Raw genomic sequence first — 17,993 nt, 5'->3', positions numbered from 1 at the left:
GTGGATCCCCGGATAGGCACCGGGCGCAGCGAAGGAGGGCGAGAGGACCGCGAGGTGGTCACCCGGGCGGGCTTTCCGAGGACGAACAAGCTCATGCTCCATGTCGAGATCCAACCGGTGTATCGGTCGGTGCGCATCTCATTTCGGACGCGCCCGCTTCACACGCCGGTCGTCGAGCCAGAGCACCAGCCCGTTGCGACTGCGGTAGACGGCGATGCTGGCGATCACGAGGGTGATCAGAATCCCCCACGCCCAGAATCGACCACCGACCCCGCCGGGCGGGGTCGCGTCGCGGGTGCGTCCGCCGTTGATCACGTTGTCGGCGACGTCGACGGCGAGGATCTGCTCCGGAGCGGTCATCAGGGTTCGTGGTGCGGTGACGGCGGGTGTCAGGGCCAGCACCCGTACGCTGCGCACATTGGGGTAGGCGGTGCGCTGGTCCAGCTCCAGCGGCTGGTCGAACCGGTCCGGGCTGAGGGGTTCGGGCTGGTAGGCGACCACCAGCGCGGACCCGTCCGGGCCCCAGCCGAGCAGTCGGATGGTGGTCACCCCGGTGACAACGGGCAGGGGTAGCGGTGCGGTGTCCCGGCCGGTGGCGGGGTCCACCCGGCGCAGGTTCCAGTCGGTGCTGCCGGGCTTCCGGCTGATCAGCGTCAACGCTCCGTCGGTCGTCCAGGCCCCCTTGCCGGCCAGCCAACTCTCGTCGGGCAGCTCGAAAGTGGAGACGCTGCGGCCGTCCGTGGCGGCGACGGTCACGGTCCGACCGATCTGGTACGCGACCCGTTCACCCCCGGGGGCGAAGGCGACGGGCGAGCCGAAGATCGGCTGTTGGGCACCATCCGCCAACTGGGTCCAGCGTTCACCGTCAAGCGTGACGATGCTCAGCACCTGCCGGTAGCTGCTGCGCATCGGGTCGGTCGGCACGCTGTCGTCGACCACCAGTTGCCTGCCGTCCGGGGACCAGGCCAAAGGGGTCGTCCCCACGCTGTCGGCGACCTTGCTACGCAGTTGCCGGGTACGGCCGGCGACGAGGTCGATGATGTCGACCCGGCGGTCCTCGGATAGGCCGGCGGGCCGGGCCACGTAGCGGCCGTCCGGGGAGAGGAGCACCTGCTCGCCGACGGGTGCCTCGTAACCCATCGAGAAGATCCGGTAGCGGTCGGAGTCGGCGCTGACCACACCGACGATCCCGTCCTCGTCCCAGCCCTGAAGACGTGACGCCTGACCACTGAAGATGACCGATGCCGGCCCGAGTCGGGGTCGGTCGGTGGCGTGCAGCGTCCCGAGCGGGGGCAGCGCGATCCGGTCGGGCAGCGCGGCGTCCGCGCCGGCCGCCGGATCCACGGCAGGTGTACGCGTCAGCGGGAGCACAGCCCCGGTCAGCGCGACGAGTACGAGCACCACGACGGCGGCGGCGACGGCCCGACGGCGGGTTCGGCGGGCGGTGGTGAGCGCTCGTTCGTATACCGGGTAGCTGGGGACGTCCGCCGCGACGGCGTGCAGCGTCTCGCGGAGTCGGGCGGTCACTGCTGGCTCCTGTCCACCGTCGGGTCGATCAGGTCGAGGGCCGTCGCGCGCAGCCGGCGGATGGCGTCGTGGCCGTGCCGCTTCACGGTGCCGACGGAGCAACCGAGCACCTCGGCGGCCTGGGCCTCCGTCAGGTCCTCGTAGAAGCGCAGCACGATCACGGCGCGCTGACGAGGGGTGAGCCCGCGCAGAGCGTTCACCAGGCTCAACCGCAGCGCGGTCGACTCGGAGTGGTCGTCGCCGGGCCGGTCGGTGGGTTGCGCCTCCAGGCGCTCGGTCAGCCGACGACGTCGCCACCAGGAGACCTGCTGGTGGTACATCACCCGTCGTACGTACGCCTCGGGGTCGCCGTCGCGAATGCGCCGCCAGTGCCGGTACGACCGGGCCAGCGCGCCCTGCAACAGATCCTCGGCGAGGTGGTGGTCGCCGGTGAGCAGGTAGGCCGTCCGGGACAGCGCAGGGGTGCGGTGCACGACGAACTCGTGGAACGTCTCGGTCATCCCCACCCCCTCGACAGGTAGAACGCCGCCCCGCGCGGGAATGGTTGAGGTCGGGTTCACCTGTTCGGCGCGGGCACCGTCGCACCGGCTGGCCGCTCAGGTGGCGGCCCGGAACTCCTGGTGACGTCGGAGAAGTTCCCGCAGCGCGCTGATCTCGGCGGCAAGCGCCGCCTGCCCGTGCTCGGTGATCCTGATCCAGGTCTTGGGCCGGCGGCCGTGGTAGCCCCGCTCGAGCTGGATCAGGTCGGCCTCCTCGAGCACGGCGAGGTGGCGGGAGAGGTTGCCGGCGGTGAGTTCGAGGGCGTTGCGCAGGTAGGCGACCTCCACCCGCTCGGCCTCCGCCGCGATGGTGAGGATGCCGAGCCGGTTGCGTTGGTGGACGGTGTCGCTGAGCCCGTTCGTCGGGTGGCCACCGTGCCCGGGGTCGGGGGCCTCCGCCTCACTGCTCACGCCGACCCCTGATCGTGTTGAGGAGGGCGATGCCGCCGCCGACGAGCAGGATCGGTGCGGGCAGCAGGGCCGCCAGCATGAAGCTGTGGCGGTTCAGGTCCCCTGGCTGGAAGTTCGCGGTCTGGAAGTAGACGTTCACGAGGACGACCGCCGCGGTGTAGGCCGCCGCCACGATCGTCAGGCCGCGGCTGCGTTCGAGGCGGGCCAGGACCAGCAGGCCCACCGCGATGACCAGGTGCGGAAGCATGCCGCGATCGGATACGCCCAGCAGTGGCGTGGTTGCCCAACTGGTCCCGTTCGAGATCGCCGTCGCGCTGTTGAGCAGCAGGTGGCGCAGGACGATCGGCAGCACGAGCCCGACCAGGGTGCCCACGATGCCGGCGATGACGTACGGCCGAGCCGGTGTCTGGACGCCCACCCGCACACCATGCCACCGGTACCACCAGAGGCTGAGCAGGTAGCCACCGATGAGTGCCGCCAACCAGTACCAGCCGAGGGTGGCCGAGCGTTCGAGGAAGTCTCCACCCAGGCCGGTCAGTGGCGGGTTGTCCTGCCCGACCCGCAGCGCGATCGGTTCGACCGACTCGACGTACAGGGGTGCGGCCACCGCGGTCAGGAGAGCGAACAGCAGCAGCGGTAGCCAGTAGGCGTTGCGGACGGCCCGGGTACGCCGCCGGAGGGCGGTCACCGATGCCAGCAGCTCTTCAGGTGTGTTGCCGCTGTTCGGTGCGGTGCTGGGCCGGTCCGGCATGATGCCTCCCACACTGTTCTCCGTGCGCTGCATTACCAATAGGTTTGCATCGCAAATCAATTTGCGCAAGAGTTTCACCGAGGTGACGGCATCTGCGGGGGATCGACCGTCCCGGGGTGGGCGGTCGGCGCGGGTCACCGACCCGGACGGCAACCGTCTGCTGGCCGGGCCCCCTGAGAGCGTCCAGATCTTGGACAGTTTCCGTCCCGCCGGCGTAACGGAGACTGTCCAAGATCTGGAAGGCGAGCGCTGTCATCGCCTCCAGAACAGGAGGTGGGTGACCCCGCTGGGGCTGGGCACCGACTCGAGGTGGAAGCGGTCGAGCAGTTCCGTGGGGCTGTTCCACAGACGCTCGCCCCGTTCGAGGTCGACGGGCGCTACGGCGATGTGCATCGTGTCGACCAGGTCGGCCTCGAGGAACTCGCGGATGGTCGCCACCCCGCCACCGAGGCGTACGTCTCGACCGTCGGCCGCCTGCTTCGCCTCGGCCAGTGCCTCGGCCGGGCTGACATCGCGGAAATGGAACGTGGTGTCGGACAGGCTGAACGACGGCCGCAAGTGATGGGTGAGCACGAAGACCGGGGTGTGGAACGGTGGGTTGTCCCCCCACCACCCCTGCCAGTCATGGTTCTCCCAGGGGCCACGCTGGGGGCCGAACTTGTTCCGCCCCATGATCTCCGCCCCGATGTTGCACTCGGCGTCGCGGGTCAGGTAGTCGTCCAGGCCACGGGTGCCGCCCGGCTCGGTGCGGTACACGAAACTGGCGGTGGCGGCACGCCAGGAGAACAGCGGGGTGGGGTCCGCGTGGCCGAAGGGCCGCTCCAGGCTCTGCCCCTCGCCGGTGCCGAACCCGTCCCGCGAAACGTTGAAGCACTGCACCCGCAACAGCTGCGGCATGGTGTTCCTCTCTTCCTTCGATGGGCCGTGGATCAGTTCGCAGTCACCGTCGGGCCGCCACCGCTGCCCCGGTCGTCGAGCACGAGCGGTGCGCGGCCGCGCACCGCGTACCGGATGTGGGTCACCTGCCCGGTGGCGAGGACGCGGGTCGGCGTCAGTTCGATCCCTTCCCGGTCGCCGAGGTCGAGGTCCGCGTCGAAGAGCCGCAGCCCGGTGCCGAGCACCACGGGTACGACGTGCAGCTCCAACTCGTCGAGCAGGCCGGCCCTGAGCACCTGGCGCACCAGGCTGCCGCCCCCGGCGACCGCGACGTTCTTGCCCCCGGCCACGGCGCGCGCCTGCTCGACGGCGCTGGCCACGCCATCGGTGACGTAGGTGAAGCTGGTGCCGCCCTCCCTCACCAGGCGCTGGCGGGGTCGGTGGGTGACGACGAAGACCGGCGCGCGAAACGGCGGCTCCTCACCCCAGGGGATTTCGCCTCCGTCGGCCATCCGGCGCCCCATCACGTACGCACCGGCCGCGGCGAACGACTCGGCGATCACCTCGGAGTCGGTGTCCTGCTCCCCGCCGGCGAAGCCCTGCCGTTCCCGCCAGGCCGCGGCCTCGGTCGCCCAGCGGGTGACCCGGAAGAACTTCGCGCTCTCCGTCGAGTCCATCCAGTTGCCGGCCCCGTCGAAGCGTGGGCCGGCGTAGAAGCCGTCCACCGACACCGACAGCTGTGCGGTCACCTTCGTCATCGCGCCTGGTCCTCTCCTCGGGCGACAACCCCGCCTGGGTGCCGCTCCCCGAGGGGTCGGAGCCGACCGGGGATCCCCTACCGGAGAGCAGTGTGACCCGCGTCACCTTCTGGCTCGGTCAGGTGCCACGTCCTGGCGTGTTCCGGGTCGCGTGACCAGCGCACCCGGGGCTTCTCCTCCGGGCGGGGCGTCCAGTCCCGGTAGGGCGCGAGGGCCACCCGCCAGGCGATCACCGTGAAAACGTAGATGCCCGGACCGACCAGCCAGAGCAGGGCGTCGCGCCGCCGGTAGGAGGCGTACGGCGCGAGCCACGCGGTCGCCGCCATCGGCACCGCGACCGCGCTGACGTCGGCCAGCGGCCCGCGGCCGAACCGGGCCTCGACCAGCTCGCGAACAATGAGAGACGGAACGACCACCCCGACCAGCAACGCCACCGTGCGGATCATGCGGACTCGACGCGTCCGATCCGGGGATGCGTGGGCGGCAGTCGCTTCGGCGGGCATCCCCGGAGGGTACGGGCTGGTCGCAGCTGTAGATCTAGGGCTTCCAGTCGCCGGTCGCCGTTTAGATCCGCAGACCCGTACCGGCCCGGATGAGGAACGCGATGGTGCCCCCGGACATCAGCCTCAACCGGCGGGTCGCCTGACCCATGAGGTGCCGGACGGTGCGTAGCCGTGGCGGCGGTAGAAGCGCACCGCGTCGGCGTTCTGGTGGTGGATGCCCGCCGACAGGTAGGAGAGCCCGTGCTCGGCCGCCCACCGGTCCGCCGCGTCGAGCAGCGCGGAGCCGACCCCACGACCCCGGACCTCGTCGAGCACCACCGTGTGGACCTGTGCCGAGGGCTCGGGGCGGAGGATCTGGTGCGCGGGCGGCTCGGGCAGGCGAAGCACCTCGACCATCCCGACGACCTGCCCGTCCTGCTCCGCGACGAGAACCGCGTCCCGGCTGGTCGCGTCGCTGAGGAGGGCGGTGAAGTGCGCGACGACCGCCTCGCGCTGCGGCAGGCGGTAGACGTCGGGGTCGAGGGCGAGGTGCGCTTCGGCGTTCGCCAGGCGTAACTCGACAAGCGCCGGCACGTCGGAAAGCCTCGCCGCTCGCACGGCTGGCCCGATCTCCTGCATGGGCGTGATGCTAGGGCCCGGCTGTCCGGCCCGACTAGGGTGGCGATCATGCGGATTGGCATCGTGATCCTCCCGGACCAGCGGTGGACGGAGTCGCAGCGTCGCTGGCGGCAGGTCGACGAGTGGGGCTTCGACCACGCCTGGACGTACGACCACCTGGGTTGGCGTGATCTGGTGGACGGTCCGTGGTTCGACTCGATGGCCACGTTGACCGCCGCCGCCACGGTGACCTCGCGGATTCGGCTGGGCACCCTCGTGGCGTCGCCGAACTTCCGGCACCCGGCCGCGTTCGCCCGACAGATCACCACGGTGGACGACGTCTCGGCCGGTCGGCTGCTGCTCGGCCTGGGCGCGGGCGGTATCGGTTTCGACTCGGCGGTGCTCGGCGGTGAGACGCTGCCGCCGCGACAGCGGGTCGACAGGTTCGCCGAGTTCACCGAACTGTTGGACCTGATCCTGCGGGAGGACGGCACCACCTGGCGTGGCGACTGGTTCGCCGCGGTGGATGCCCGCAACAACCCCGGCTGCGTGCAGCAGCCCCGGGTGCCGTTCGTGGTGGCCGCCAACGGGCCACGGTCGATGCGGTTGGTGGCCCGCTTCGGGCAGGGGTGGGTGACCACCGGCACCGGTGACGACGACCTGGCGGGTTGGTGGGCAAGCGTGTCGGCGCTGTCCGCGCGGATGGACCGGACCCTTGACGAGGCGGGCCGCGACCCGGCCAGCCTGGACCGCTACCTCTCGCTTGACGCGGCGCCGGTCTTCTCGCTGAGCAGTGCACAGTTCTTCGCCGACCAGGTCGGCCGGGCCGCCGAGTTGGGCTTCACCGACGTGGTGACGCACTGGCCGCGCGCCAGCAGTTGGTACGCCGGCGACGAGGCCGTCCTGGTGGACGTGGCGACGCGGCTGCTGCCCCAGCTACGCGGCTGAGGCCAGCGCACCGACCGCCGCGTCAGGTGCCGAGGTCGCCGCTTGCCACCCCACCCTCGCCGCCGGAGACCAGTCGGAAGCGGAGGCAGACGATCGGGGTGTCGCCGTCGACGGGCGTGCCGAGCCGCGCCCAGTAGGCCGAGTGCCCGGCCCGCCACTCCTCGATCGAGCGGTCACCCTCGCCCTCGGCCCGGGCGAAGTCCCAGGGCACGTCGGCGAAGCGGACCACCTCGACTCCGGTGACCTCCACCACGCCGGCCAGGGCGTCGTCGTCGTCGACCAGGGCGAGGCGTTCGCCGACCTGCTCCAACTCCTCGCCCTCTTCCGCGTACTCGGCGAGCCGGCCGGCCGTCGCGGTCTTCACGCCGGCCAGCACCAGGGTGTTGAGGGTTTCCCGCAACTCGCCGGGGGTGCCGAGGGCGAGGGCGCGCAGTTCACCGATCCGGGGCCACATCCTGCCGAGGCTAGGCCAGCCCGGCCCGGGCCGCCGCCGCAATACGCGTCTCCGTCAGATCAGCTGACCGGCGTAGCCGGGTGCGGTGAGGAGCCGGTCGTCGCCACTTGCCGCGTGCGCGTCGAGGATCGCGTCGGCCAGCTTGACCACGTGCTCGTCACCGTGCCGGGCCGCGCGGGCGAAGACCTCCGCCGGCGTCGCGGGGGCCGCGGTCGGTGGCGCGATGCCGGCGGCTGGGGCGTACACCGAGGTCATGGCCGCCGTCGCGGCCCAGGCCGCGGCGAGGCTCGGCGCCCACAACCCCCGGTCCAGAGCCGGCAGTGTACGCAGCACGGCGGTCGGCGCGGTGACCGCGTGCACGAGCATGACCGGGTCGCTGTGCCCGAAGCGCAGGTAGTCCAGGCCGGCCCGGTGGATCAGCGCGGCGAGCCCCCGCTGCGCCTCGGCCGGGCTCCGCGCCGGGCGCAGCGCCGCGAGCGCCGGTTCCCACCGGGGTACGGCCGGCAGCCGGCCCAGCCGGTCCCGGACACCTCCGGTCTGGTCCGCGATCCGGGGCACCGCGTCCAGCGCGGCTTCCACGTCGACAGGGTCGGTGTCCGGCCGACCCGGGTTCGCGGCGAACAGTTGGTCGGCGCCGGGGACGGGCAGCCAGCGGGCCGCCCAGTAGCCGAGGGCCTGACCCAGCTCGGCGAGCCGTCGTGGGTTCTCGTCGTCCGCTTCGAGCGCGCGGACGGCGTGCCCGACCCGGATCACCCCGTGCGTGGCGCCGGCGGCGATGCCCGGCAGCAGCCGGGGCCACCACGTGCCGAGCACCTCGCGCCACGGGTGTTCGCGCAGTTGCCTGTCGAAGTACGCCAGCCAGTCACCGGCCCGCTTCGGGTCGCCGAGCGCCTCCCGCCAGTCGTCGATCGGCTGTAGCCCCCGGGGCAGCTCGTCGAGGCGGCCGAGGTAGTCGTCGAGCCAGCGGTGCACCCGGTGCGGGTGCCCGTGCCGGACCAACGCCTCGACGGCCATCGGCCCGTGGTTGGACAACCAGCCTTCGAATTCCGGGCCGGTGTGGTGCAGTCGCTCGTACGCCTCGTCGAGAACTCCGTCACTCATCCGTCGATCGTCAATGTTGAACCTCGCTTCAGGTCAAGCGGGCAGATCCGCGGCATCGATCAGGCCGGTGATCCGCAGCTCGGCCGCGACGTCGGGCGGGCAGTCCACGGCCACCACTGCGGTGCCCAGCACCTCGGCGCCGCGTGCCGCGCAGATGTCGTAGAGGGCGCGGAGCTGCGCGCCGGTACGCACCCAGTCGTCCACCACCAGCACCCGGTCGTCGGGGCCGAGGTGCCGGTCCCGTACCGCGAGGTCGACGCGGCGGCCCCGGTAGTCAGGTGGGCTCTGCGCCCAGGTGAGCGGCCCGGCCGGGAGGCGCCCGTCACCGGGCTTGTGGGCGGCCACGAAGCCGACCCCGAGGGCGGTGGCGGCCAGGGGCCCGATCAGCAGCCCGGTGACCGCCGGGGCGAGCACCACCGTGGGCCGTGCGGCCCGGTACGGCGCCACCAGGGCCGGTCCCAGCTCGGCCAGCACCGCCGGGTCCCGCCACCAACCGGAGATGTCGCTGACCAGGTGACTGGTGCCCGGACCCGGGTCGATCCAGCGGAACAGGGTGGCCAGGCGTTCGGTCAGGTCGGCGGGCATCCGCCCATCGTGCAGCACGGCTCGTGGGCCGTGACGGCACCCGGGCCGCCTGGCCTACCCGGGGTCGGATGATCGGCCACACGTACCTGTGCAAATACGGGCATACCACCATGATCACGTTGACTTCGGAAGTGCTTCTCTCGTTACGGTCCGATCCGGTTTGTTCAGAAAGTCGACGAAAGGACCGGGCCGGTGGCAGGCAAGCACTCCCGTACCCGCATCTTCTCCTCCCCGGCGGGCATCGTGGCCACCGCGGCGGTCGGCGTCGCCCTCGCCGTGGGGGGCACGGTCGGTGCCGTGCAGTTGGCCTCCGGCCCCGACCAGTCCGGGCAGACGGCCTTCGACCTCACCCCGACCACCGCCGCGAGCAGCCTCACGCCCAGCTCCCCGGCCGTCTCGCCGAGCGTCAGCGCCTCGCCGAGTGTGACCGCCAGCCCGTCGGCGACCCGGTCGCAGCAGGCTGCCTCCCGGGGCCGGGAGCGGACCGCGTCGCCGAAGCCGAAGCCGAAGCCGACGGTCAAGAAGACCACCGCTGCGGCGAAGGTGCTGGAGAGCGGTTCGTGCGGGGCGTCGTTCTACTCCGACGGGCAGCTCACCGCCAACGGTGAGTCGTTCAACCCGGACGCGCTGACCGCCGCGCACAAGACGCTGCCGTTCAACACCAAGGTCCGGGTGACCAACCCGGCCAACGGCAAGTCGGTGACGGTGCGGATCAACGACCGCGGCCCGTTCATCGACGGCCGCTGCCTCGACCTCTCCCGGGCCGCCTTCGCGAGCATCGCCTCGGTCGACGTCGGCGCGCTCACCGTCCGCTACGAGGTCCTCGGCTGAGCGGGACGAGCGACGCCGATCCGGCCGGCCGACTGGGCCGGCCGGACAGAACCTTCTCGGACGACGGGTCAGGTTCATTCACCAGTTCACGTGGATCAGGCAAACTGTCCCTCGTACCCACGCGACTCCTCCAGTCGGGCCGTCGCCCGCTGAGCCCCGGATCCCGCGCCGGCCTCGGCGCGGCCCTCATTCTGCTCGCGATCGTGTCGGCGATGGAGGCGGCGGACGGCCGGAAGGTGCACTACGTCGCACTCCTGGCGGCCGCGCCGATCCTCGCCGCCAGCCTGGCGTCCTGGCTGGTGGTGCTGGGGGTGGGCATCGCGGCGACACTCATCGGCGCCAGCTTCGCGCTGATCGCGCCGAAGGTTTCGTTGGGCACCTCGGTCAACGTTGTCGCGGTCGCGCTCGTCACCGGGTTCGCGGTGGCGGTGGCGTGGGTCCGGCAACGGCAGGCCGAGCGGATCGTCGAGCTGACCAAACTCGCGGCGGTGGCCCAGCAGGCGGTGTTGCGCCCGCTCGGGCCGCAGGTCGGCACACTCTCGGTCGCGGGGCGCTACATCTCCTCCACCGCGACGGCCGAGATCGGCGGCGACCTGTACGAGGCGATGGACACCCCCTACGGCGTCCGCATGATCATCGGTGACGTGCGGGGCAAGGGTCTGGACGCGGTCCGGCTGGCAAGCATCGTCCTCGGCTCCTACCGGCACGTGGCGTACGAGCGGGCCGACCTGCGGGCCGTCGTCGCCGACCTGGACCGCGCGGTGGCCCGCAACGTCGGCGACGAGGACTTCGTCACGGCGGCGCTCGTCGAGGAGCGCGGCGGCACCCTCACGATCGTCAACTGCGGGCATCCTCCACCGCTGCTGCTGCGCCGGGGCGCGGTGATCCCGCTGGAACCGCCGGCCCCGGCACCCCCGCTCGGGTTCATGCCGGTGGTCCGCCCCCGAGTCGAACGCCTGGAACCCGGAGACCGGCTGCTGTTGTTCACCGACGGCCTCGGTGAGGCGCGGCGGGACGGCGAGTTCTTCCCCACCGCCGACCGGGCCTGGCGGCTGCTCGGCCACGGCACGGTCGCCGACGGGCTGGCGTCGTTGGAGACCGCCCTGGTCGAGTGGGTGCACGGCCGGCTCGACGACGACATCGCGCTTGTCCTGATGGAGTACGTCGGTGCTCGTACCGGCGCGGCCGTGGCCGTCCCGAGCTGGGAGGTCGGGGCCGCCGAGAGCTGATCCTGACCGGCGTACCCACGGGTGTGTAATCGCCGTCACTTGGGTGATCCGCTTGTCGCTGCCTACCCGCGAGTAATACAGTCGGGGTTACTGATCGGTAACACCTGTCCGGAAGCGGGGCCAGCGAGCATGACCCACTACAAGAGCAACCTCCGGGATCTCGAGTTCAACCTGTTCGAGGTCTTCGGGGCGGACCGGGCGTTCGGCCAGGAGCCGTACTCGGATCTCGACACCGACACCGCCCGCAGCTTCCTCGCTGAGGTCGACCGCCTCGCCCGCGAGGACCTGGCCGCCAGCTACACCGACAGTGACCGCAACCCGCCGGTCTTCGACCCGGCGACGCACACCGCGCCGCTGCCGGAGTCGTTCAAGAAGTCCTACCAGGCATTCATGGACTCCGAGTTCTGGCGCCTGGACCTGCCGCCGGCGCTTGGCGGCACCAACGCTCCGCGCGCCCTCTGGTGGGCGCTCGCCGAGCTGGTGCTCGGCTCGAACGCGCCGGTCTGGATGTACGCCTCCGGCCCGTCCTTCGCGCACGTGCTGCACGTCGAGGGCAACGAGCGGCAGAAGAAGTGGGCCAAGCTCTTCATCGACAAGCAGTGGGGCTCCACGATGGTGCTCACCGAGCCGGACGCCGGTTCGGACGTGGGTGCGGGCCGCACCCGGGCGATCCAGCAGCCCGACGGCACCTGGCACATCGAGGGTGTCAAGCGTTTCATCACCTCGGGTGAGCACGACCTGAGCGACAACATCGTGCACTACGTGCTGGCCCGTCCGGTCGGCGTCGAGGGCGTCGGTGGCCCCGGCACCAAGGGCCTGTCGCTCTTCGTGGTGCCCAAGTTCCACTTCGACGAGACCACCGGCGAGCTGGGCGAGCGCAACGGCGTCTACGCCACGAACGTCGAGCACAAGATGGGCCTGAAGGTCTCCAACACCTGCGAGGTGACCTTCGGCGAGCACGGCGTACCGGCCAAGGGTTGGCTGCTCGGCGATCGGCACGACGGCATCCGGCAGATGTTCATGATCATCGAGTACGCCCGGATGATGGTCGGCACGAAGGCCATCGCCACCCTCTCCACCGGCTACCTCAACGCCCTCGAGTACGCGAAGAACCGGGTGCAGGGCGCCGACCTCATCCAGCAGGCGGACAAGACCGCTCCCAGGGTCACCATCACCCACCACCCGGACGTGCGCCGCTCGCTGCTGCTGCAGAAGTCGTACGCCGAGGGTCTCCGCGCTCTGGTCCTCTACACCGCCACCTGGCAGGACAAGATCGCCCTGGCCGAGGCCGCCGGCGACGAGAAGGCCACCAGGCTGGCCAAGCGGGTCAACGACTTGCTGCTGCCCCTGGTCAAGGGCGTCGGTTCGGAGCGGGCGTACGAGCTGCTCGGGCACGAGGCCCTGCAGACCTACGGCGGCTCCGGGTTCCTCCAGGACTACCCGCTGGAGCAGTACGTCCGCGACGCCAAGATCGACACCCTGTACGAGGGCACCACCGCCATCCAGAGCCTCGACCTGATCTTCCGGAAGATCGTCCGGGACAACGGCAAGGCGCTGCTCGCGGTCTCCGGCGAGATCCAGGAGTTCATCACCTCCGAGGCGGGCAACGGCCAGCTCAAGGAAGAGCGGCAGGCGCTCGGCAAGGCCCTCGGCGAGATCCAGAACATCCTCGGCGTGCTGACCGGCTGGTTGGGCGAGGCGCAGGGCGGCGACACCCGCGCGCTCTACAAGGTCGGGCTGAGCAGCCGGCGGTTCCTGCTGGCGATCGGCGACCTCGTGGTCGGCTGGCTGCTCCAGCGGCAGGCCGACGTGGCGCTGAAGGCACTGGCCGGCGACGTCTCGGCGAGCGACAAGGCGTTCTACACCGGCAAGGTGGCCGCTGCCCGCTTCTTCGCCCGTGAGGTACTGCCCCGCATCGGTGCCGACCGGCGGATCATCGAAGGTGCCGACCTCGACATCATGGACCTCCCGGAGGAGGCCTTCTAGGTCCTGTGCTGGGTCGCACCACCCGGCACCGGCGGCCGGCGGGGCAGGTCTGCCCCGCCGGCCGTCGCCGTCCCGCCCCGGCGGGGGCACGCATTGGGCGAGCCCAGTCGGGTATGCCGGTGGCGTGGCGGGTAACCGTCGCGTGACCTCGAAAGGGAACGCCCAGAGCCACCGCACGGGGGAGTGCAGCGCACATGGGTGTAGGAAGCGGCATTTTTCTCATCGCGATCGGCGCGATCCTGACCTTCGCGCTGAGAGCCAACGTCTGGTGGATCGACGTACGCGCGGTCGGCTGGGTGTTCATCCTGGCCGGGCTGGCCGTACTGCTGACCACGCTCTGGTTCTGGCAGGACCGGCGCAAGCGTGCCCGAACCCTCATCGTGGAGGAGAACCGGCTGTCTCATCCGACGGCGATGATGCCGCCACCGCCGGACCCGCCGCCACCAACCGCGCCGCCGTCCTGACCCTCGCACGGCTTGGACGCGTACCCCTGAGCCACCCGCCGACGGCCGGCGGGTGGCTCAGTCGCGTGCGGTGTGCCGGGTCGTGAGGGGTGCGCCCGCCCTGCTCAACTCCGCCCAGTTGGCCGGGCAGCGGTGCACCGCCAGCTCGGCGGTGCGCAAGCCCTCGTCGATGGCCCCCGCAGGATCGAGAAGCGCGGAGAGCAGCGAGATACCGGGGTTGTGGGCGATGAGCAGCGCCGTGCGGGCCTGCGGGTCCACCGTGCGGACCAGCGACAACAACTCCTCGGGGTGCGCGTCGTACGCACCTGGCTCATAACGGACGGTCGGCCGGGGACCACTCGGGCCACCCTCCGGCGGCGAACCGGTCATCCCCATCGCCACCCCGTGCCAGGTCTGCCGCGTGCGTCGAGCCGTCGAGCAGATCACCACGTCGGGCAGCAGCCCTTGGTGCGCCAACCAGGCCCCAGCCGCAGCCGCGTCCGCATCTCCGCGTGCGCTGAGCGGGCGCTCGGCGTCGTCCGCCGCATCGCTGCCCTGCTCCGCCTTCGCGTGCCGCAGCAACACCAGTGTCCGTTCCTCAGGGTTGGCGTCCGTCATGCCCCCAGCTTGCCCGATTGGCGATCTCCGTGCCGGGGTAAGTCGATGGGTGCCGCACCCCTACCGACGGCCGCGGCGCGACGTACGCCAGGTTAGAGCCGAGGAGCGAGACATGGGCATTGGTGGCAGTATCTTCCTGATCGCGTTAGGCGCGATCTTCGCGTTCGCAGTGGAAGCCGATCTGGGCTGGCTGGACCTGGCCGTGGTCGGCTGGGTGCTGATGCTCGCCGGTGTCGCCGGCCTGCTCGCCACCCTCTACTTCTGGAGCAGCCGCCGCCGCACGGTGGTCGCCGCCCCGGTACGCGAAGAACGCGTGGTGACCGACCGGGTGGTGCCGGTCCAGGACAACCAGGTCATGCAGGAGTACCGCGAGGTTCGTCGGCCGGGCCGACCGGTCTGACCCTCGCCCACACACTCCGGGGTCCCGCAGCGTCGCGGGGCCCCGGCTCGCGTCTCGGCCCCAGCGTGCGTGCCCGGCCACTGCGTGCCTCCTGCTCGCGATTGCGCGGAGGGATCGCGCGGACGAAGATCGTGCTCGATCCAGGAAAGAGGGGTCTCGGGGTGCGAGCGAGGCCACTACATCCTGGATCGAGCACGATCATGGCGGCTGCCGCCGTGGCGTTTTCCGCCCAGCGGAGGGTCAGGCGAACAGCGCGAAGTAGATCGCGATGTGGTGGCAGAGCGCCGCCAGCAGGGTGCAGGCGTGGAAGAACTCGTGGTGGCCGAAGACGGTCGGCCACGGATTGGGTCGGCGCAGTGCGTAGAAGACCGCGCCGATGCTGTAGATCGCGCCACCGATGATCAGCAGCACCAGCGCGGCGACGCCGCCCCCGTGCAGGATCTCCGGCAGCATGGCCACCGCCACCCAGCCCAGCGCCAGGTAGAGCGGCGCAGACACCCAGCGCGGCGCGTGCGGCCAGACGACCTTGACCGCCACACCGGCCAGCGCGCCGCCCCAGACCAGGGCAAGCATCACGGTGGCCGGTCGGGGCGCGAGCAGCATCACGCAGAGCGGTGTGTACGTGCCGGCGATGAACACGAAGATCATCGAGTGGTCCATCCGGCGCATCACCTGATAGCCGCGCTCTGACCACACACGACGGTGGTACAGCGCGCTGGTGCCGAAGAGGCCACAGACCGTCAGGCTGTAGATGAGGCAGCTCACCAGGGGTGCCCACCCCGGCCGGGTGGCGGCGATCGAGCAGAGCACGATGCCGCAGACCAGGGCGACGAAGAAGGCGTACGTGTGTAGCCAGCCGCGCATCCGGGGCTTGCCGATGTCGACCGGCTTCAGGCGAAGCGGGGCGGAGGTGGTCACGTAGTCAGGTTACGACACCGTAGGTTACTTGCAAGTAGTGGCGTTGGTGACACCCGGCACCGTCATCGTGAACACCGGGCGTGCGCGACATCGGCCAAGATGAGCGGATGCGGATCCGACCTGTCGGGGCGCACGCCCTGCTCCTTGACTGCACCGCTCCCGCCGACGCTCCCGAGGCCGTTGCCGACATCCCCGAGGCCGAGCTGGTCGAAGCGTGGCGGGCCGAGCTGTGGCGGCGTCGGGACCTGGGCGACCTGATCGCCGTCGAGATCGTTCCCGGGGCCCGGACCGTGCTGCTCGACGGCCTGCCCGACCCGTCCACCACCGCCCGGCAGTTGAGCCGGTGGGCGTCCGCCGTCGACGCCGCGACCGCCCGCGCCAACCAAGCCGCCACCGCCGCTACCCGCGTCGACCAAGCCGCCACCGCCAACCAGACCCAACCCGCATCCCACAGCGCCGAAGACCAGGCGGAAGCGGAAGCCGACACCAAAGCCATGGCCCAAGCCAGAGCCAGGGCCAGACACGAGGGCGAGGAGGACGACGCTGCGGACGTGGTCGTACCGGTGATCTTCGACGGGCCGGACCTGCCGGTGGTGGCGGAGCACTGGGGGGTGGACGTCGCGGCGGTACGGCACCGGTTGACGAGCACCCGGTTCCGGGTGGCGTTCTGCGGCTTCGCGCCCGGTTTTCCCTACCTGACCGGGTTGCCCGCCGAGTTGGCGCTGCCCCGGCTGGCCACGCCCCGTCCTCGGGTGCCGGCCGGCTCGGTCGCGCTGGCCGGCCCGTACGCCGGCATCTATCCGGGCGCGTCCCCGGGCGGTTGGCAGTTGGTCGGGCGCACCGATCTGGTCCTGTTCGACGTGACCGCCGACCCGCCGGCCCGACTCGGTCCGGGCAGCACGGTTCGGATGGTGGTGGCATGACCGACCCGGCAGCCATCGAGGTGCTCCGCGCCGGGGCGCTCACCACGGTGCAGGACCTGGGCCGGCCCGGCTGGGCGCACCTGGGCGTACCCCGGTCTGGGGCGCTCGACCCGGACGCCCTGCGGCTGGCCAACCGGCTGGTCGGCAATCCGGAGCAGGCGGCCGGCCTGGAGATCACCCTGACCGGCTGCACCCTGCGGCTGACCCGGGCGACCACGGTGGCGGTCACCGGCGCCGAGGTTCCGGTCCAGGCGGGCGCTCGGCCGGGTGACACCGGACGCCCGCTCAGCGTGCCGGCGGGGACGGTGCTGCGGATCGGTCCCGCCCGACGGGGCGTCCGGAGTTGGCTCGCGGTGGCGGGCGGCATCGACGTGCCACCGGTGCTCGGCAGCAGGGCCACCGACACCCTCTCCGGGCTTGGCCCGCCTCCGTTACGCGACGGGGACCGGCTGCCGCTCGGCGCGCCGGTCGACGCACCCCCGGCGGTGGACCTGACCGTGTGCCCCGCACCGACCGAGGTGGTGCACCTGACGCTCGGTGCCGGCCCTCGCGCGGACTGGTTCACGCTGGCCGCGTTCGATCTGCTCTTCGGCAGCGCGTACACCATCAGCCCGGTGAGCAACCGGGTCGGCGCGCGGCTCGCCGGCGCGGCGCTGCCCCGCGCGGTCGCCGGCGAACTCCCCAGCGAGGGCATCGTGCTCGGCGCGGTGCAGGTGCCGGCGGACGGCCAACCCCTGATCTTCCTCGCGGACCATCCGACCACCGGTGGATACCCGGTCATCGGGGTGGTCACCGACGTGACAGCGCTCGCGCAGGCCCGGCCAGGTACTACCGTCAGATTCCATGGACCTCAACGCTGACCTGGGCGAGGGATTCGGCATCTGGCGACTCGGCGACGACGAGGCGCTGCTGAGCCTCGTCACCTCCGCAAACGTCGCCTGCGGCTTCCACGGCGGCGACCCGTCCACCATGCGGCGGGTCTGCGAGGGCGCCGCGCGGCGCGGGGTCGCGGTGGGCGCGCAGGTCGGCTACCGGGACCTGGCCGGCTTCGGCCGGCGACACATCGCGTACGACTTCGCCGAGCTACGCGACGAGGTGACCTACCAGTTGGGGGCGCTGGACGCGTTCTGTCGGCTGTTCCGCACCCGGGTCCGCTACCTCAAGCCGCACGGCGCGCTCTACCACGCGGCCAGCGTCGACGAATCGCAGGCAGCGGCGGTGGTCGCCGCCGTCAGCGGGTACGACTCCGAGCTGCCGATCCTCTGCCTGCCCGGCTCGACACTCGCCCAACTCGCCGTCGGCGCGGGCCTGCCGGTGGTCGCCGAGGCCTTCGCCGACCGCGCCTACCTGCCCAACGGGGCGTTGGTGCCGCGCGGCACCCCCGGCGCGGTGATCACCGACCCCGAGCAGGTGGCCGAACGGGCGGCGCGGATGGCCACGGAACGCAGCGTGGTGGCGGTGGACGGCACCGTCATCCCCTGCTCGGTCGACTCGATCTGCGTGCACGGCGACACCCCGGGCGCGGTCTCCGCCGCCGAACTCGTCCGCGCCAGCCTGATCGACGCCGACATCACACTGGCCCCGTTCGCCTGAGC

Annotated in this window: 22 protein-coding genes; 9 read left to right on the top strand and 13 right to left on the bottom strand. The window is 71.5% G+C overall.

Annotated elements, in window-relative coordinates; all coding sequences use genetic code 11:
- Positions 1–138: 138 nt before the first annotated feature.
- The 8 genes from AB0C15_RS03515 to AB0C15_RS03480 all read right to left on the bottom strand — a co-directional run bounded on the left by AB0C15_RS03515 (position 139) and on the right by AB0C15_RS03480 (position 5,983).
- The gene (locus AB0C15_RS03515; RefSeq protein WP_357348258.1) at positions 139–1,527 is read right to left on the bottom strand and encodes a hypothetical protein; all 1,389 of its coding nucleotides are present in this window, start codon (positions 1,525–1,527) and stop codon (positions 139–141) included.
- Complete coding sequence (locus AB0C15_RS03510; RefSeq protein WP_357348256.1) at positions 1,524–2,027, bottom strand: SigE family RNA polymerase sigma factor; 504 nt, start codon at positions 2,025–2,027, stop codon at positions 1,524–1,526. Before AB0C15_RS03510 ends, AB0C15_RS03515 begins: the two co-directional genes overlap by 4 nt.
- Positions 2,028–2,123: 96 nt before the next feature.
- Positions 2,124–2,477 carry a transcriptional regulator gene (locus AB0C15_RS03505; RefSeq protein WP_357348254.1) on the bottom strand — a complete coding sequence of 118 codons (354 nt, stop codon included), beginning with the start codon at positions 2,475–2,477 and terminating at the stop codon, positions 2,124–2,126.
- Positions 2,467–3,261 (bottom strand): hypothetical protein, encoded by a 795-nt coding sequence (locus tag AB0C15_RS03500; protein WP_357348252.1) that lies wholly within the window; start codon positions 3,259–3,261, stop codon positions 2,467–2,469. Before AB0C15_RS03500 ends, AB0C15_RS03505 begins: the two co-directional genes overlap by 11 nt.
- Positions 3,262–3,480: 219 nt before the next feature.
- Entirely contained in the window at positions 3,481–4,125 is a 645-nt protein-coding gene (locus AB0C15_RS03495) for a dihydrofolate reductase family protein (protein ID WP_357348251.1), read from the bottom strand.
- Between the two features lie 32 nt (positions 4,126–4,157).
- Positions 4,158–4,862 (bottom strand): dihydrofolate reductase family protein, encoded by a 705-nt coding sequence (locus tag AB0C15_RS03490; RefSeq protein WP_357348249.1) that lies wholly within the window; start codon positions 4,860–4,862, stop codon positions 4,158–4,160.
- Between the two features lie 77 nt (positions 4,863–4,939).
- Positions 4,940–5,308 carry a hypothetical protein gene (locus AB0C15_RS03485; protein WP_357348247.1) on the bottom strand — a complete coding sequence of 123 codons (369 nt, stop codon included), beginning with the start codon at positions 5,306–5,308 and terminating at the stop codon, positions 4,940–4,942.
- Positions 5,309–5,488: 180 nt separating this feature from the next.
- Positions 5,489–5,983, bottom strand: a complete 495-nt coding sequence (locus AB0C15_RS03480; RefSeq protein WP_357348245.1) for a GNAT family N-acetyltransferase — start codon at positions 5,981–5,983, stop codon at positions 5,489–5,491.
- A 48-nt stretch (positions 5,984–6,031) separates the two neighbouring features.
- Between AB0C15_RS03480 and AB0C15_RS03475 the strand changes: the two genes are divergently transcribed.
- Entirely contained in the window at positions 6,032–6,910 is an 879-nt protein-coding gene (locus AB0C15_RS03475; protein ID WP_357348243.1) for an LLM class flavin-dependent oxidoreductase, read from the top strand.
- 22 nt (positions 6,911–6,932) lie between these two features.
- Here AB0C15_RS03475 and AB0C15_RS03470 read toward each other — a convergent pair whose 3' ends face one another.
- The 3 genes from AB0C15_RS03470 to AB0C15_RS03460 are packed head-to-tail and all read right to left on the bottom strand — an operon-like array spanning position 6,933 to position 9,050.
- Complete coding sequence (locus tag AB0C15_RS03470) at positions 6,933–7,364, bottom strand: ASCH domain-containing protein (protein ID WP_357348241.1); 432 nt, start codon at positions 7,362–7,364, stop codon at positions 6,933–6,935.
- A 54-nt stretch (positions 7,365–7,418) separates the two neighbouring features.
- Positions 7,419–8,465: a questin oxidase family protein gene (locus AB0C15_RS03465; RefSeq protein ID WP_357348239.1), complete on the bottom strand. Its 1,047-nt coding sequence runs from the start codon at positions 8,463–8,465 to the stop codon at positions 7,419–7,421.
- A gap of 33 nt (positions 8,466–8,498) precedes the next feature.
- Positions 8,499–9,050, bottom strand: coding sequence for a phosphoribosyltransferase family protein (locus AB0C15_RS03460; RefSeq protein ID WP_357348237.1), 552 nt, complete (start codon positions 9,048–9,050; stop codon positions 8,499–8,501).
- A 192-nt stretch (positions 9,051–9,242) separates the two neighbouring features.
- Here AB0C15_RS03460 and AB0C15_RS03455 point away from each other — a divergent pair, with 192 nt between their 5' ends.
- The 4 genes from AB0C15_RS03455 to AB0C15_RS03440 all read left to right on the top strand — a co-directional run bounded on the left by AB0C15_RS03455 (position 9,243) and on the right by AB0C15_RS03440 (position 13,560).
- Positions 9,243–9,881 (top strand): septal ring lytic transglycosylase RlpA family protein, encoded by a 639-nt coding sequence (locus AB0C15_RS03455; protein WP_357348235.1) that lies wholly within the window; start codon positions 9,243–9,245, stop codon positions 9,879–9,881.
- Between the two features lie 104 nt (positions 9,882–9,985).
- Positions 9,986–11,110: a PP2C family protein-serine/threonine phosphatase gene (locus AB0C15_RS03450; RefSeq protein WP_357348678.1), complete on the top strand. Its 1,125-nt coding sequence runs from the start codon at positions 9,986–9,988 to the stop codon at positions 11,108–11,110.
- Between the two features lie 129 nt (positions 11,111–11,239).
- On the top strand, positions 11,240–13,096 hold the full coding sequence (locus tag AB0C15_RS03445) for an acyl-CoA dehydrogenase (RefSeq protein ID WP_357348233.1): 1,857 nt from the start codon (positions 11,240–11,242) through the stop codon (positions 13,094–13,096).
- 194 nt (positions 13,097–13,290) lie between these two features.
- Positions 13,291–13,560 (top strand): DUF6458 family protein, encoded by a 270-nt coding sequence (locus tag AB0C15_RS03440; RefSeq protein ID WP_030332052.1) that lies wholly within the window; start codon positions 13,291–13,293, stop codon positions 13,558–13,560.
- A gap of 57 nt (positions 13,561–13,617) precedes the next feature.
- On the opposite strand, the gene AB0C15_RS03435 is transcribed toward AB0C15_RS03440, so the two are convergent.
- A complete protein-coding gene (locus AB0C15_RS03435; protein WP_357348232.1) occupies positions 13,618–14,157 on the bottom strand; it encodes a histidine phosphatase family protein in 540 nt (179 codons plus the stop codon).
- Positions 14,158–14,269: 112 nt separating this feature from the next.
- Here AB0C15_RS03435 and AB0C15_RS03430 point away from each other — a divergent pair, with 112 nt between their 5' ends.
- On the top strand, positions 14,270–14,557 hold the full coding sequence (locus tag AB0C15_RS03430; RefSeq protein ID WP_357348230.1) for a DUF6458 family protein: 288 nt from the start codon (positions 14,270–14,272) through the stop codon (positions 14,555–14,557).
- Positions 14,558–14,797: 240 nt separating this feature from the next.
- On the opposite strand, the gene AB0C15_RS03425 is transcribed toward AB0C15_RS03430, so the two are convergent.
- A complete protein-coding gene (locus AB0C15_RS03425) occupies positions 14,798–15,475 on the bottom strand; it encodes a hemolysin III family protein (RefSeq protein WP_357348228.1) in 678 nt (225 codons plus the stop codon).
- 107 nt (positions 15,476–15,582) lie between these two features.
- Between AB0C15_RS03425 and AB0C15_RS03420 the strand changes: the two genes are divergently transcribed.
- From AB0C15_RS03420 to AB0C15_RS03410, 3 genes are read left to right on the top strand one after another with little or no spacing between them, the layout of a single operon-like run.
- A complete protein-coding gene (locus AB0C15_RS03420; RefSeq protein ID WP_357348226.1) occupies positions 15,583–16,398 on the top strand; it encodes an allophanate hydrolase subunit 1 in 816 nt (271 codons plus the stop codon).
- Positions 16,395–17,258, top strand: a complete 864-nt coding sequence (locus tag AB0C15_RS03415) for a biotin-dependent carboxyltransferase family protein (protein WP_357348224.1) — start codon at positions 16,395–16,397, stop codon at positions 17,256–17,258. The genes AB0C15_RS03420 and AB0C15_RS03415 overlap by 4 nt, the downstream gene beginning before the upstream one ends.
- Positions 17,242–17,991 carry a 5-oxoprolinase subunit PxpA gene (locus AB0C15_RS03410; RefSeq protein WP_357348222.1) on the top strand — a complete coding sequence of 250 codons (750 nt, stop codon included), beginning with the start codon at positions 17,242–17,244 and terminating at the stop codon, positions 17,989–17,991. Before AB0C15_RS03415 ends, AB0C15_RS03410 begins: the two co-directional genes overlap by 17 nt.
- Positions 17,992–17,993 lie beyond the last annotated feature (2 nt).

It is taken from the genome of Micromonospora sp. NPDC048835 (genome assembly GCF_040649995.1).
Classification (GTDB): Bacteria; Actinomycetota; Actinomycetes; order Mycobacteriales; family Micromonosporaceae; genus Micromonospora.
Note: the sequence above shows the minus strand (reverse complement) of the source record. Positions and strands in the feature narration are given on the sequence as shown.

Coding starts and splice junctions, on each gene's coding strand:
- AB0C15_RS03470 (WP_357348241.1), bottom strand. CDS start 7,364: ATGTGGCCCCGGATCGGTGAACTGCGCGCCCTCGCCCTCGGCACCCCC.
- AB0C15_RS03490 (WP_357348249.1), bottom strand. CDS start 4,862: ATGACGAAGGTGACCGCACAGCTGTCGGTGTCGGTGGACGGCTTCTAC.
- AB0C15_RS03410 (WP_357348222.1), top strand. CDS start 17,242: ATGGACCTCAACGCTGACCTGGGCGAGGGATTCGGCATCTGGCGACTC.
- AB0C15_RS03435 (WP_357348232.1), bottom strand. CDS start 14,157: ATGACGGACGCCAACCCTGAGGAACGGACACTGGTGTTGCTGCGGCAC.
- AB0C15_RS03480 (WP_357348245.1), bottom strand. CDS start 5,983: ATGCAGGAGATCGGGCCAGCCGTGCGAGCGGCGAGGCTTTCCGACGTG.
- AB0C15_RS03475 (WP_357348243.1), top strand. CDS start 6,032: ATGCGGATTGGCATCGTGATCCTCCCGGACCAGCGGTGGACGGAGTCG.
- AB0C15_RS03460 (WP_357348237.1), bottom strand. CDS start 9,050: ATGCCCGCCGACCTGACCGAACGCCTGGCCACCCTGTTCCGCTGGATC.
- AB0C15_RS03510 (WP_357348256.1), bottom strand. CDS start 2,027: ATGACCGAGACGTTCCACGAGTTCGTCGTGCACCGCACCCCTGCGCTG.
- AB0C15_RS03430 (WP_357348230.1), top strand. CDS start 14,270: ATGGGCATTGGTGGCAGTATCTTCCTGATCGCGTTAGGCGCGATCTTC.
- AB0C15_RS03495 (WP_357348251.1), bottom strand. CDS start 4,125: ATGCCGCAGCTGTTGCGGGTGCAGTGCTTCAACGTTTCGCGGGACGGG.
- AB0C15_RS03420 (WP_357348226.1), top strand. CDS start 15,583: ATGCGGATCCGACCTGTCGGGGCGCACGCCCTGCTCCTTGACTGCACC.
- AB0C15_RS03465 (WP_357348239.1), bottom strand. CDS start 8,465: ATGAGTGACGGAGTTCTCGACGAGGCGTACGAGCGACTGCACCACACC.
- AB0C15_RS03485 (WP_357348247.1), bottom strand. CDS start 5,308: ATGATCCGCACGGTGGCGTTGCTGGTCGGGGTGGTCGTTCCGTCTCTC.
- AB0C15_RS03440 (WP_030332052.1), top strand. CDS start 13,291: ATGGGTGTAGGAAGCGGCATTTTTCTCATCGCGATCGGCGCGATCCTG.
- AB0C15_RS03415 (WP_357348224.1), top strand. CDS start 16,395: ATGACCGACCCGGCAGCCATCGAGGTGCTCCGCGCCGGGGCGCTCACC.
- AB0C15_RS03500 (WP_357348252.1), bottom strand. CDS start 3,261: ATGCAGCGCACGGAGAACAGTGTGGGAGGCATCATGCCGGACCGGCCC.
- AB0C15_RS03445 (WP_357348233.1), top strand. CDS start 11,240: ATGACCCACTACAAGAGCAACCTCCGGGATCTCGAGTTCAACCTGTTC.